Below are 12,582 nucleotides of genomic sequence, written 5' to 3'. Positions count from 1 at the left end.
CCGGCACGGGCGATCGCCCGCCCCGCCTCGGAGGTCATGTCACCCCGGTCCACCCTGGGGGGCACGTCCCCCCGGTTCACCCAGGGGCGGGGCACGTCACCCCGGCCCGCCACTGACCCGCCCCCGCCGCCCCAGCAACTCCGCCAGCCCCCGCCGCGTCGCCGCCAGCACCACCCGATCCTCGGCCCGCAGCACATAGCTGGAAGGAAGCCCCCACACCAGCCCCGAGCCTTCTCCCCGCACACCCCGCGACGCGTCCCGCGAGGCTGAGCGCGACGGGTCCCGCGACGCGTCGCGCGACGCGGACGCGGAATCCACCCGCCGTCCCCCGGCCTCCGCCGTGTCCAGGGCAAGCACCCGCCACGCCCCGGCCCGGAACGCCTCGCCGACCGTCCGCCCCTCCAACTGCGGGTGCCCGCCGACGTCCACGGACGCGAACAACAGCACCCGCCGCTCGACCGGTATCGCCCCCAGGATCTGCCGTCCCATCATCGCCCCGGCGAACGCGGGCGCGGCGAGATGGGAGACGCTGCGGCTCCGGGTGAGCGCCCCGGGGTACGCGGCACGCAGGGTGCGGTAGACGGCGGTCGCGAAGTCGTCGTCGTACAGCCGCAGTACGACCCGCAGATCGGCCCGTACGGACCGGGCGTACAGGGCGGCCTCGAGATTCGTCGTGTCCGCGCTGGTGAGCGCCAGCAGCGCGTCCGCCCGGTGGATCTTGGCGGCCTCCAGCACACCCTCCTGCGTCACGTCGCCCAGCACCACCGGCACCCGCAACCGCCGCGCCACCGCGAGTCCCCGGGCCTCCGGATCGGTCTCGACGCACACCACGGGAATGCGCAGCTCGCACAGCCGCCCCAGCACCCGCGTCCCGATCTTGCCCAGGCCGAGCAGCACGACGTGGCCGGACAGCCCCCGGGGAGGCCGCCGCAGCGCCGCCCCGCTGCGGAACGTACCGAGCGCCTCCAGCACGGCGGCCAGCAGCACCGGCAGCAACAGCAGCCCCACGAGCCCGGAGAGGAGCTGGAGCAGCTGACGCCCGAGGGGCTCGCCGACGGCGGGATCGTTGATGGCGAAGAGGTCGAGCAGGGTGAGGTACGTGGCCCGCAGCGGGTGCTCCCCGGTCGTCACCATGGACGCGACGGCGAGGGCGACGACGCACGCCACCAGCCCCACGAAGGACCATCGCAGCCGCCGGGAGAACAGCGAGGCGAAGGGCAGCACGTTGCGCCCGGCGGGCAGGGAGGGGCCGGTGTAGGACACCGTCTCCAGGACGACGGTCCCGCGCCCGGTCGCCGCGGCCACCGCGCTCTCGTCGGGCAGCAGCCGGGGCCCGTGCTCGCCGCTGCCCTCGGCACCCTCGGCGCCGGCGGGATCGCTGCTGGTGGCGGAGAGCAGGGCGAGGGTGCAGAGCCCGGGGTCGGCGACCTGCCCGGGCCCGGGCGGCCGCCGTTCCACGGCCCGCAGCATCAGCCCGTCGGCCTGTACGACCTTGCTGGTGCCGGTGAGGGCGGTGGCGGCCAGCGCGGGTGCGGCGGTGTCGGCGTCGGAGAGGACGGTGGTGGAGGCGTCGCTTCCGTCATCGAACCCCGCACCCCCGGCACCACCCCCGACCGCACCGCCGGCACCACCACCTGTACCACCGGTGGCCAGCGCGGCGGCCTGGTCGAGAAGCCCTTCGATGTGCTGCCCCAGCCGCCGGTTGTAGAGCCGGAGCACGAGCCGCAGCCGGGGATTGAGCCGCCGTGCGGTGAGCGCGGCCCGGATGTTGGCCTCGTCGTCGTCATAGACGAGGGCGAGAGCGGCGGCCCGCTCGACACCGGCCTCCACCAGCACACTCTCGGTGGCGTCCCCGGCCTCCAACACCCGTGCCCCGCGCGAGGGTTCACCCCCGGCGCCCCCACCGGTGCTCCCGCCCCCGCCCGCGTTCCCGTTCCCGGCGGCGCGGTTGACGGCGGCGGACACCCGGTCGAACAGCTGCGAGGCCCGCGCCCGCCCCACCACCGGCGGCTGCACCCCGCGCTCGGCGGGCGGCACCACGAGGGTCACCTGCTCCCCGTACACGCCCCGCAACTCGGCCGCGAGCCGATGAGCGAGCCCATCGTCCCCACACACCACCATGTGCGCGACAAACCCACCTACCGCCCCGGCCCCACCCTGCTCAGGAACACTCCCCACACCGCAAGAGACTGCCCCACACCGCCCCTGGTTCCCACTGCTGCTCGGCGCACCCGAGGGCGCCGGCCCGCGCCGACTGTGGTCACACCGAAGGGTTCCGGTAGGCGAGGTCGAACCTCAGCTGATGATGCCGGTCGGTCTGCTCCTTCGGGCAGGGATCCGTTCGCATCTGCTCCCACGCCTTGTAGGCATTGCCCGAATGATCGAAGGTGAATTGACCAGGCTTCGCGCGTTGCGGGCGGAGGATTCCGAGCATCACTTGCGCTGGCGCAACGACCCGGAGGTGGTGCACTGGGCCACCGCCGGTGACCCGATGTTCGGGCCCGTCACCGCCGAGGCCGTCGATCTCGCCTTCGAGTCGATGCTGCGGCTGAACCCGCGGGAAGCGGCCGTCCTCACCGTCGAGGACCTGGCCGACGGCCGACGGCACGGTGATCGGCATGGCGGACTATCGCGACCTCGACCCGTACGCCGGGACCGTCACGGTCGGCATCACCATCGGTGACCGGACCCGCTGGGGCCGGGGCCACGGTTCGGACGCGCTGCGACTGCTCGTGGGGCACCTGTTCGGCAGCTTCGGCCTCCACCGGATAGAGCTGGACACCTGGAGCGGCAACACCCGTGCCGCCCGCGCCTTCACCAAGGCCGGCTTCCGGGAGGAGGGACGGCGCCGGGGCGCGATGCTGGCGGCGGGCGAGCGGTACGACAGTGTGCTGTTCGGGCTGCTGCGGGAGGAGTGGGGAGGCGCGGGCGTCGGTGGCTCGTCCTCCGCGCGGATCACCGTGCCGGCTCCCGGTAGCGCCTCGACCTGATCGGCGGGGCACGCTAACGGTAGAGCCGCACGCCTCCGTTCGACCCGAGGGCGTCGAGTTCCAGCACGCCGCCGTCCGAGGTGACGTACACCGTGCCGGAGGTGAAGTTCCCCTTGCCGGTTCCCGCCGGCAGGTCCGCGACCGGAGTGGTGCGGCCTGTGCGCGGGTCGAGGGTGATGAGCTGCGGGGAGCCGGACGTCGTGACGGCGTGCACCTTGCCGTCCGTCCCGGACGCGGTGACGGCGAGCGCGGCGGAGCGGCGGGTCCAGAGCTTGGCGCCGGTGGTGGTGTCGTAGCCGTCGATCACCATGTGGCCGGAGGACGAGGCCGGGGTGACGAGGACGTTGCCGTAGAGCCGGGCGGAGTGGTCGGCGCCGGTGTTGTTGCCTGTCGTCAGCTCGTTGTCGCCCACGGCCAGTTTGCGGCCGGTCCCGGTGGTGCCGAGGACCCGCACGGCGTCCTGCCGCGACGTGTGGATGGCGGCGACCAGCGGTGAGCCGGACAGGATGTGCGTGACGTCCGAGTGGGCGCTCTCGGCCTTCCGCCAGATCACCTTCCCGGTCCGGCCGTCGTACGCGGTGAGGGTGAACCGGGTCTTCCGGTCGAGGCAGTAGTCGTCCACCAGGACGACGCCGTCGGCGCCCCAGGTGTAGGCGTTGCAGTAGTGCCCGCGGGCCTTGTAGCCCCATACGCGGCTGCCGGTGCGGATGTCCACACCGCCGAGGAAGTTCTGGCTGACGACGGTGGCGACGTTGCCCTGTACGAAGGTCGACGCGGTCACCGCCGTGGGGTGCTTGGCGTTGGTCAGCGGCACCGACCAGAGGATCTTGCCGGTGGACGCGTCGACACCGGCCAGCCGGGTGCAGGTGCCGGCGTCCTTGCCGAAGGCGACCGTGCCGACGCCCTTGGCGCTGAGCGTCGGCGACATCGCGCACGGGACGGTTCCGCGCTTCGCGCCGGTGGAGCCGGACGCGGCGCGCCACACCTGCTTGCCGTCGGCCAGGTCGTAGGCCCGCAGACCGCCCCGGCTGCCGGCCCGGACGAGCAGGTCGTCGGTGAGCCAGCTGCCGATCAGCGCGTCGTCGGTGGCGGGCGCCGGTATCTGCCACGCCTGCGTCAGCTTCTCCGAGGCCGCGGCGGCGGCTTCCTGCCGCTCCAGCATGACGGCGGCGGACCCGCCGGCGACGGCGAGGACGGCGAGGGCGAGTACGACCCTCCGCACCCACCGGGGCTTCCCGGTCCGTCCGCCGCCCGCGCCAGCGGGGGACTGCGGCGGCGCGGCGGCAGGCTCGGAGGGACGCAGGGCGACCCGGGCGGGGGCGGCGGACGGCGCCGACGCGTGCACGGGCTCCCGGTCCGCCGGTTCACCGCCGTGCCGGCTGTGCGGGGGTGTCGGGCGGCCCGGCCCGTCGATGGCCTCGTGGTCGCCGGTGCGGGGCTCGGGGAACCGCAGCGGAACGGTGCTGTCCCACCGCGTACCGGAGGAACCACCGTACGGCGCGGCCGGCGCCTGGCCGTCCCACGGTGCGGCCTGCTCCGTCCGTCGCGGTTCCCCGTACGGCTGAGGGGCGGCAGGGGACCGGCGGGGGCGGAAGGCCCAGTCGTCGTCGCCCTGCGGAGTCTCCTGGCCGGGGGAGGGAGCTGGCGCGGACTCGCGGGGGCGGAAGGCCCAGCCGAGATCGTCCGGTGAAGCCCCTTGTCCCGGTGACGATTCCGTCGCCATCTCCGTGCTCTCCCCTGGTCGGGCATCCGCGTGCGCCAGCCGCAGTGATGCGCCCCGATGAATGTCGTTACGTGCGGGCTCGCGCCCGGGATGCCCTGACTGTCCTGGATCAGCCGCTCTTGAACGAATGGCCGAAGCCGTTCCGGGCCGACTCCACCTGGAACGCGGCCCGCGCACCCAGCGAGGTGCTGATCCGCCAGTCCATCAGCTGTTTGCCGCCGGGCCAGTCCTTGCGCTGGTCGTACCAGACGAGCCCGATGACGCCGGCTTTCACGGCGCCCCGGAACAGGTCACGGATGTGCGCCTCCTTCTGGTCGCTCTGCGCCACCCCGGTCTCCGCGATCAGCACCGGCTTGCTGGAGAACTCCGCGATCCGGTGCAGCGTGGGGGTGAACAGGCTGGAGAAGGCGACGCCGTCGATCGGCCCGTAGTAGCCGATGAGGCCGACCCAGTCGACGTAGGCGCCGCCCGGGTAGTAGGGCCGCAGCTTCGTGCTCGTGCCCGAGTCGATCACGTGCGGGGTCCACACCCAGATCACGTTGGTGACGCCTCGCGCGGCGAAGACGTCGTGCAGGTGCTTCCAGGACGCGACGAAGTCGGCGGGCTTGGTGTGCGGGGGACCCCAGGAGTTCCACGGACCGTTCATCTCGCCGGCGAAGGAGAGGGCCAACGGGCCGTCGTAGGCGGCGATCTGGTCCGCCAGCCTGCGGATGTAGGCGTCGTCCTCGCCCTTGGCGATGTCGGCGAGCGAGGTGTCGGCGGGCACCAGCGCCATCATGGGCAACTGGCCGCGCCGCCACAGGAAGGCGTTGCCCTCCGCGTCGAAGTCCTCGCCCCACGAGCTGTAGTACTCGCGGATGTCGGGGGCCCGCCCGGCCTCCTCGGTGAAGGTGGTGACGATGTCGTACTGCCACGGCGTCTTGGCGTCGACGACTCCCAGCGCCTGCCCGGACGGCTTGAGCAGCGACGAGACCTGGTCGCGCGCGGCCGGCGCGGTGGCCGTACCCGCCTTCGCGTCACCCCCGCTGCCCCCACCGCCGCAGGCGCCCACCAGCAACGAGACGGCGACCATGAGGATCGCGGCGGCCGTCAGGCGGCCGCGGCGGATTGTGGCCATGTGCGTGGGTCCGTTCGGGCAGGGATGCAAGCGACTTAGCCGAACTGTACGAGACCCGCGTGACATTCACCGAATCTCCATACTAATCTTCGTACGTGATCAGGGGTGGGTCAGATACGCTCCCCTTCCTCGTGTATTGATCATTTTTTTCCACTACTCACGACTTTCGACAGCGCCGAGCTGGTTGCAAGCACGATGAAAGAAGCTCGAGGCTGTCGATGACGAGTACTCCCACGGCAGCCGAGCCGGCTCCCGTCTTCGTGGACCGGACCGGTCAGCGCGGCCGCCGCCTGCGGGGCCTCGGCTGGCTGGTGGGCATCGTCTGCGCAGGCTGCGTGGTGGCGATGATCTCCGGCCTGGTCGGAACGCAGTCGCAGGCGCCCGCGCTCACCGTCCCCCGCACCGCGGACACCAAGCCGCCCCACCAGTACCTGAACGCGCCGCTGCCCGCGGCCCCCGGCGCCGCCGAGCCCAGCGGGAGCGCCACCGCCACGGCGGGCGCGTCCGACGCGACCGTGCCCGTCACCGCGACGACCCCGGCGGGCGCGTCCGGCGCCACGGCGACCGTCACCCCGACGACCCCGACGACCCCGGCGACCGCGTCCGACGCCACCGTGCCCATCACCGCGACGACCCCGGCCGTTCCGGCAGCGCCGGGCTCAGCGACCGCCGCCGCGCAGTAGCCACATGCGACCGACCAGGAAGCCCATGCCCCGCCCCCGCCACCAGCGCCCACGGCAGTCCCTCGCGCGGCCGCGCCGACTCGCCGCGCCTCCCCTGCGGTTCTTCCTGCCGGTGACCGTACTGGCGACCCTGCTCGCGCTGATGGTCCTCCGCGGCATGGCGAACAACGAGGCCTTCCACGACGACAAGATCGCCGTCTCGGTGGACAAGGGCACCGTCCCCGCCAGCGTGCTGGAGGGCGGCCCGGTCGTCGACGCACGCGGCGACAAGAACGGCAGGCCGGTCAACTACACGATCCCGGACAAGACCGTCGTCCTCTCCTTCGACGACGGACCGTCCGCCCAGTGGACGCCGAAGATCCTCGAGGTGCTGAAGGAGAAGGACGTCCGCGCCGACTTCTTCGTCACGGGCTCGATGGTCACCCGCAACCCGGCGCTGATCCGCCGGATCGTGGCCGACGGCCACGAGATCGGCCTGCACACCTTCACCCACCCCGACCTCGCGCTGCACTCCGGCACCCGGCTCACCTGGGAGCTGGGCGAGACCCAGCTCGCCCTGGCCGGTGTCGCCGGCATCCACTCCAGCCTGTTCCGCCCGCCCTACTCCTCCACCGTGGACGCGCTGGACGACTGGTCGTGGCCGGTGACCAAGCAGGCCGGGTCGGAGGGGTACCTGACCGCCTTCATCGACAAGGACACCGACGACTGGAAGCGCCCCGGCGTCGACTCCATCGTCAAGGCCGCCATGCCCGACCTCCCCGGCCAGGGCGAGATGATCCTGCTGCACGACGCGGGCGGCAACCGTGCGCAGACGCTGGCCGCGCTGCCGATCATCATCGACAAGCTCAAGGCCCAGGGATACGCCTTCAAGACCACCGGCGAGGCGCTCGGCACCGGCTCCGCCAACACCAAGGTGACCAGCTACAACCTGTGGGTCGGCAAGGCGTTCCTGTGGTGCACCACCTTCGCGGTGAGCCTGCTGCCGTGGCTGGTCGGCCTGCTGGCGGTCGTCGGTGTGCTGGTCATGGCGCGGTTCGCGCTGATGCTGGTGCTCTCGACCGTCCACGTGCGGCGCATCCGCAGACCGGGCTTCTCCTGGGGCGACCCGGTCACCGAACCGGTCACCGTGGTGGTGCCCGCGTACAACGAGCAGGAGTGCATCACCAACACCCTGCTCTCACTGGCCCGGAGCGACCATCCCATCGAAGTGATCGTCGTCGACGACGGGTCGACCGACGACACGTCCGCCATCGTGGAGGAGCTCGGCCTGCCGATGGTCCGGCTGATCCGGCAGCCGAACAGCGGCAAGCCGGCCGCCCTCAACACCGGTGTGGCCGCCGCCTCGTACGACCTGATCGTCATGATGGACGGCGACACGGTCTTCGAGGCCGCCACCGTCGGCGAGCTGGTGCAGCCCTTCGGCGACCCCCGCGTCGGCGCGGTGGCCGGCAACGCCAAGGTCGGCAACCGCGACACGCTGATCGGCGCGTGGCAGCACATCGAGTACGTGATGGGCTTCAACCTCGACCGCCGGATGTACGACGTGCTCAACTGCATGCCGACCATCCCCGGCGCCGTGGGCGCCTTCCGCCGCAGCGCTCTGGAGCAGGCGGGCGGCATGAGCGACGACACGCTCGCCGAGGACACCGACGTGACCATGGCCCTGCACCGGGCCGGCTGGAAGGTCGTCTACGCCGAGAACGCGCGCGCGTGGACGGAGGCACCCGACAGCATGAAGCAGCTGTGGTCGCAGCGGTACCGCTGGAGCTACGGCACCATGCAGGCGATGTGGAAGCACCGGCACGCGGTGCTGGAGCGCGGCGCGGCCGGCCACTTCGGCCGGGTGGGTCTGCCGTTCGTCACCCTGTTCATGGTGGTCACCCCGCTGCTCGCGCCCGCCATCGACATCGGCATGGTCTACGGCGTGGTCTTCGTCGACGCCTACCGGACGCTGGCCGCCTGGTTCGCGGTGATGGCCCTGCAGGCCGTCTGCGCCTGGTGGTCCTTCCACCTGGACAAGGAGAAATCCTGGCACCTGATCACGCTGCCCGCCCAGCAGGTGGTCTACCGCGTGCTCATGTACATGGTGCTGCTGCAGTCCGCCATCACCGCCCTGACCGGAGGCCGCCTGCGCTGGCAGAAGCTGCGGCGCACCGGTGAGGTCGGGCTCGACGTCACGACGGGGGCTGCATCCTCATGAGCATCGCGAAACCGGGTGCGTTCGGCATCCAGGACCCTTCCGACACCGTAGCCCTGCGCGTGACGGACCCCGCCCTGCTTCCCGGGCAACGCGTCCCGCGGCCCGAGGAGACCGTCCCGGCACCGCCGCGGAAGCCCGTCCGCGACCGCTACCTCGACCTGCTGCGGGCGCTCGCCCTGGTCCGCGTGGTGATCTACCACAACTTCAGCTGGACCTGGCTGCCGGTCGTCTTCCCCTCGATGGGTGTCATGTTCGCGCTGGCCGGGTCGCTGATGGTGCGGTCCCTCAACCGGCCGGCGCTGAGCGTGATCCGCGGCCGGCTGCGCCGACTGCTGCCGCCGATGTGGCTGTTCGGCGCGATCGTGGTGCCGCTGATGCTGCTGGAAGGCTGGGGCCCCGGCTACGACCACCACCCCAACTGGTGGTGGGGCGAGCTGGCCTACTGGATCCTGCCGCTCAGCGAACCCCCGTTCGGGGACTCGCTGCACACGCTCGGCGGGCACCTGCCGAGCACCTGGGCCGAACAGATCTGCGTACCGCTGTGGTACCTGCGCGCCTACCTCTGGTACGTCCTGCTGTCGCCGCTCATGCTCAAGGCGCTGCGGAAGCTGCCCTGGGTCACCCTGATGGTGCCGCTGGCGCTCGCCTTCTTCATCAACTCCGGCCTGGTCGACCAGAGTGGCCGGCTGATGGAGGCCGCCACCGACTTCACCACCTTCGGCTCCTGCTGGCTGCTCGGCATGGCCCACGGGGAAGGGCTGCTCCGCAAGATCCCGCAGTACATCGTGCCGTCCCTCGCACCGCTGGTGCTCGTCTTCGGCTACTGGTGGCTGCTGCGGTCGCCGGTGGACAACCCCCGGCTCGGGCACGATCTGGAAGCGGTGCCGGTCGCCCAGGCGATCTGGTCGTTCGGCGCGGTGCTGCTGCTGCTCCACCTGAGCCCCTCCTGGGAGCAGTGGCCCAAGCCGCTGGAGCGCTTCAACGGCGTGATCAGCCTGCTCAACTCCCGCGCGGTCACCGTCTACCTGTGGCACTCCGTCGCGTTGGTACTGACCGAGCCGCTCATCGACCCGCTGTGGAGCAACACGTTCATCTACCAGCACGCGCAGTGGCTGCTGGCCAGCCGATGGACCCCCCTGGTGATCTCCGTCCCGCTGATCTGCCTGGCGATCCTGCTCTTCGGCTGGATCGAGGACGTCGCAGCCAAACGCCGCCCACGCCTCTTCCCCTACCCCCGCCGCTCCAAGGGGCGCCGCCGGGGGCGTTGAGTCACGGACGGCGCCCGGAAATCGCCGGGCGCCCGGGTGCCGGGACGCCCTGCGCCGGAACGCCCTGGCACCAGCATCTCCGTCCGCCCCTGATGCCGGCTGCCTTCCCGGAGCCCGGAAGGGGCGGCTGGAGCCGCGCCCGGAACGCGGCAGGCATACGCGTACACAGAAACAGGTGAGGCACCCACCAAGACTGGTAGGTGCCTCACCTGCTGTTACGGCTGTCGGGGTGGCGGGATTTGAACCCACGACCTCTTCGTCCCGAATCAGGGACGCTGGGTAACGGCCCCGCGCTCTGCACCCTGCTGACCTGCACTGCACTGTAGCGCCGCATAAGCCCAGTTCAGAGACGTTAGTTCGAGGCCGATGTCCCGCCGCCCTGCGTCTGCGGTACCTCTGGGACACCCCTCCCGCACTCCTTGGTTCCGGAGACCGACACCCGGTTCACACCCAGAATCGGCAGAAGTACCGCAGATTGCCCAGGTTGGAGAGGGTGCAACGCTGCCCCCGACACCTGGGTGTCGCCTCCAGAGCTGGGTGTCGCACCCAGGCGAGCGCCGACTCAGGCCGGGTCGACGGCTGGCCGGGACCCCTTGGTGCCCGGAGCGAGGCATGTCCGGACCCGGTGGGGCCCAACGGGCGGCGGTCTCAGCTCGCCGGGGCGGACACGGCGGCGTGCAGCTCCCGCACGCCAACGGCACGAGGGTGCCGCTGCGCCAACTCGGTCACGATGCTGCGGATCGCGGGGCGGTCTCTCACCTCGCCGGGGCTCGCACGGTGGGCGTCGAGCAAGGCGCGGGCGGTCTGCTCAGGGCGGCCCCACGCCCACCAGGCACGGGCCATGTCTGTGCCCAGACGTGCCTTCCGCTCAGCCGTGGGGAAGTGCTCGGGCCGAAGGTTCCGCCCCGCCTCCAGGGCGGCGCCGGCGTCGCCAAGGGCCCAGTAGACGCCGACGGCGTAGAGATCCACGGCGGCCGGGCTGATGGGGAAGAGACGCCCGGCAGGCGCCTGGAGCGGTAGGCGCCGTGCGGCCCGCCGTGCCTCCTCGGCCATGACCAGGGCCTCCGCGCGCCGGCCTCCCCGGGCGGCGGTGTAGGCCAGGGTGCACAGCATCTGCGCGTAGGCCGACAAGGCCGCGTCCGTCCGCAGCCCTGTCGCTTCCACCCGGGCCGCGGCCGATTCCATGAGGGTTTGGGCTTCCTCGCCCCGGTCCTGGTGACGCAGCACGATTGCGAGCTCGCGGGAGGCAGCAGCGGCGGCGAGCGGGGACCCGGACACCTCGGCCCAGGTGCGCGCGCGGTCGGCGGTGAGGCGGGCCTGCTCGTACGAGCCGAGCTTGATCAGCAGGGCGGCGCTCAGGCTGTAGACGGAGGACATTCGGGCCTGGTCCAGCTCTCGGCGCGAGGAGGCAGCGGCGTGCCCGTCGGCCAGGAGGCCCGGCAGCAGCCCGAGGAGCTGCGTGTGGGCCCCCTTGTCGTAGAGGTCGCGGGTGGAGGCCAAACGGGCGTCCAGGGCACCCCTGCCCGTCGGTGGCGGGGTGTCGGCCAAGGCCCGGTCCATACCGAGCAGCATGGCGGCCGGGACGGTCGCCGTGGCGGCGAGCAACGAGCGGCGGCGCATCGGGTCCTCCTCGGCGTGCGGACTGGCCGACACTCTAGTGCTGGCCTGTCCGGAAGGAGCGGGGGGCGCCAGAGAACTCACCAGGACGTGTCGAGGAACGCCCACCGTGGAGGCAGCCCGGTGAACGAGCGTCAGGTCGGTGACCTGGGTCCGGCGTTCCATCCGCGAGACAGTCGCCGCCGAGCACCCCAGGTGCTCGCCGAGTTCGGCGAGCGTCCATCCTCGGTGCTCACGGCCCAACCGTACGAGTCCGCCCGGTTGTCGCCGGGCGACTAGCTCCCTGACCTTCGCGCTGTTCCAGAGCGGGTCACCGGGCACTGGCCCCTCCCCCTGCTGCACGACCGGGGGTCACCACGGTACGGGCGCGGGACGGCACCCGTCGAGACCGCTTGCACGACGTGCAAACGCCTTGCAAGGAGAGCCAGTTGATTACCGGCCGGGTGCCGGATGCGGTGTTCTCGTTATATCGCCCCGCACCTCGTGGGGCACCATCCAAGGGAGGCACCATGGCAACCGCAGCCGACACCCCCGTCGCCACCGACCCGGTGACCGGAGCGGCCCGCTCCCCCCGTGACATCGTGCCGGCGGACCTCTGGCAGAAGCAGGTCGGCCTGCTGATGCGGGACTGCCCGTACGACTCCGTCATGGCCGCCCGCGTCCTCGGCCAGGGCTACGCCTACCTGCTCACTGCCATGTCCCTCCGGGGCCAGGGCCTGGGACTCGCCCCGAGCAAACTGGTCGACATCGGCGCCCACACGATCATCCTGGACACCGTCGCCTACGCCGAGCTGTGCGACAAGTACAACGGCGGGCACTTCCTGCACCACGTGCCCAAGGTCAAGATGAAGAACGACGGGTCGGTCATCAAGACCGCCCACCTCGTCGCCCGCGCCGGCTGGGAAGTGGACCTCCCGCTGTGGGAGGACGCCGCCGACTGCGGCCCCTGCCACCCGGGCAACGACTCGCACTGACCCCCACGTG

At 71.9% G+C, this 12,582-nt stretch carries 10 protein-coding genes; 5 read left to right on the top strand and 5 right to left on the bottom strand.

What is annotated here, in order from left to right; translation table 11 throughout:
• Nucleotides 1-96 precede the first annotated feature (96 nt).
• Both ACFY93_RS22225 and ACFY93_RS22220 read right to left on the bottom strand, forming a co-directional pair.
• A complete protein-coding gene (locus ACFY93_RS22225) occupies nucleotides 97-2,121 on the bottom strand; it encodes an NAD-binding protein (RefSeq protein ID WP_391361696.1) in 2,025 nt (674 codons plus the stop codon).
• A gap of 139 nt (nucleotides 2,122-2,260) precedes the next feature.
• Nucleotides 2,261-2,620 carry a hypothetical protein gene (locus tag ACFY93_RS22220; protein WP_391361693.1) on the bottom strand — a complete coding sequence of 120 codons (360 nt, stop codon included), beginning with the start codon at nucleotides 2,618-2,620 and terminating at the stop codon, nucleotides 2,261-2,263.
• On the opposite strand from ACFY93_RS22220, the gene ACFY93_RS22215 reads away from it, so the two are divergent.
• Nucleotides 2,619-2,990: a GNAT family N-acetyltransferase gene (locus tag ACFY93_RS22215; RefSeq protein WP_391361690.1), complete on the top strand. Its 372-nt coding sequence runs from the start codon at nucleotides 2,619-2,621 to the stop codon at nucleotides 2,988-2,990. The genes ACFY93_RS22220 and ACFY93_RS22215 overlap by 2 nt on opposite strands.
• A gap of 13 nt (nucleotides 2,991-3,003) precedes the next feature.
• Here ACFY93_RS22215 and ACFY93_RS22210 read toward each other — a convergent pair whose 3' ends face one another.
• Both ACFY93_RS22210 and ACFY93_RS22205 read right to left on the bottom strand, forming a co-directional pair.
• Nucleotides 3,004-4,713 (bottom strand): PQQ-binding-like beta-propeller repeat protein, encoded by a 1,710-nt coding sequence (locus ACFY93_RS22210; RefSeq protein WP_391361687.1) that lies wholly within the window; start codon nucleotides 4,711-4,713, stop codon nucleotides 3,004-3,006.
• Between the two features lie 109 nt (nucleotides 4,714-4,822).
• Nucleotides 4,823-5,830, bottom strand: a complete 1,008-nt coding sequence (locus ACFY93_RS22205; RefSeq protein WP_391361684.1) for a glycosyl hydrolase — start codon at nucleotides 5,828-5,830, stop codon at nucleotides 4,823-4,825.
• 218 nt (nucleotides 5,831-6,048) lie between these two features.
• Here ACFY93_RS22205 and ACFY93_RS22200 point away from each other — a divergent pair, with 218 nt between their 5' ends.
• The 3 genes from ACFY93_RS22200 to ACFY93_RS22190 are packed head-to-tail and all read left to right on the top strand — an operon-like array spanning nucleotide 6,049 to nucleotide 9,981.
• Complete coding sequence (locus ACFY93_RS22200) at nucleotides 6,049-6,513, top strand: hypothetical protein (RefSeq protein WP_391361681.1); 465 nt, start codon at nucleotides 6,049-6,051, stop codon at nucleotides 6,511-6,513.
• Between the two features lie 25 nt (nucleotides 6,514-6,538).
• Nucleotides 6,539-8,713: a glycosyltransferase gene (locus ACFY93_RS22195; RefSeq protein ID WP_391361678.1), complete on the top strand. Its 2,175-nt coding sequence runs from the start codon at nucleotides 6,539-6,541 to the stop codon at nucleotides 8,711-8,713.
• On the top strand, nucleotides 8,710-9,981 hold the full coding sequence (locus ACFY93_RS22190; protein WP_391361675.1) for an acyltransferase family protein: 1,272 nt from the start codon (nucleotides 8,710-8,712) through the stop codon (nucleotides 9,979-9,981). Before ACFY93_RS22195 ends, ACFY93_RS22190 begins: the two co-directional genes overlap by 4 nt.
• A gap of 648 nt (nucleotides 9,982-10,629) precedes the next feature.
• Here ACFY93_RS22190 and ACFY93_RS22185 read toward each other — a convergent pair.
• Nucleotides 10,630-11,919: a helix-turn-helix domain-containing protein gene (locus ACFY93_RS22185; RefSeq protein ID WP_391361672.1), complete on the bottom strand. Its 1,290-nt coding sequence runs from the start codon at nucleotides 11,917-11,919 to the stop codon at nucleotides 10,630-10,632.
• Between the two features lie 188 nt (nucleotides 11,920-12,107).
• On the opposite strand from ACFY93_RS22185, the gene ACFY93_RS22180 reads away from it, so the two are divergent.
• Entirely contained in the window at nucleotides 12,108-12,572 is a 465-nt protein-coding gene (locus tag ACFY93_RS22180) for a hypothetical protein (protein ID WP_391361670.1), read from the top strand.
• Nucleotides 12,573-12,582: the final 10 nt, after the last annotated feature.

It is taken from the genome of Streptomyces sp. NPDC008313 (genome assembly GCF_042956125.1).
Classification (GTDB): domain Bacteria; phylum Actinomycetota; class Actinomycetes; order Streptomycetales; family Streptomycetaceae; genus Streptomyces.
Note: the sequence above shows the minus strand (reverse complement) of the source record. Positions and strands in the feature narration are given on the sequence as shown.

Excerpts from the sequence above, each read along its gene's own strand:
- ACFY93_RS22225 (WP_391361696.1), bottom strand. The coding sequence starts at position 2,121 with ATGGTGGTGTGTGGGGACGATGGGCTCGCTCATCGGCTCGCGGCCGAG.
- ACFY93_RS22215 (WP_391361690.1), top strand. The coding sequence starts at position 2,619 with ATGGCGGACTATCGCGACCTCGACCCGTACGCCGGGACCGTCACGGTC.
- ACFY93_RS22220 (WP_391361693.1), bottom strand. The coding sequence starts at position 2,620 with ATGCCGATCACCGTGCCGTCGGCCGTCGGCCAGGTCCTCGACGGTGAG.
- ACFY93_RS22210 (WP_391361687.1), bottom strand. The coding sequence starts at position 4,713 with ATGGCGACGGAATCGTCACCGGGACAAGGGGCTTCACCGGACGATCTC.
- ACFY93_RS22205 (WP_391361684.1), bottom strand. The coding sequence starts at position 5,830 with ATGGCCACAATCCGCCGCGGCCGCCTGACGGCCGCCGCGATCCTCATG.
- ACFY93_RS22200 (WP_391361681.1), top strand. The coding sequence starts at position 6,049 with ATGACGAGTACTCCCACGGCAGCCGAGCCGGCTCCCGTCTTCGTGGAC.
- ACFY93_RS22195 (WP_391361678.1), top strand. The coding sequence starts at position 6,539 with ATGCCCCGCCCCCGCCACCAGCGCCCACGGCAGTCCCTCGCGCGGCCG.
- ACFY93_RS22190 (WP_391361675.1), top strand. The coding sequence starts at position 8,710 with ATGAGCATCGCGAAACCGGGTGCGTTCGGCATCCAGGACCCTTCCGAC.
- ACFY93_RS22180 (WP_391361670.1), top strand. The coding sequence starts at position 12,108 with ATGGCAACCGCAGCCGACACCCCCGTCGCCACCGACCCGGTGACCGGA.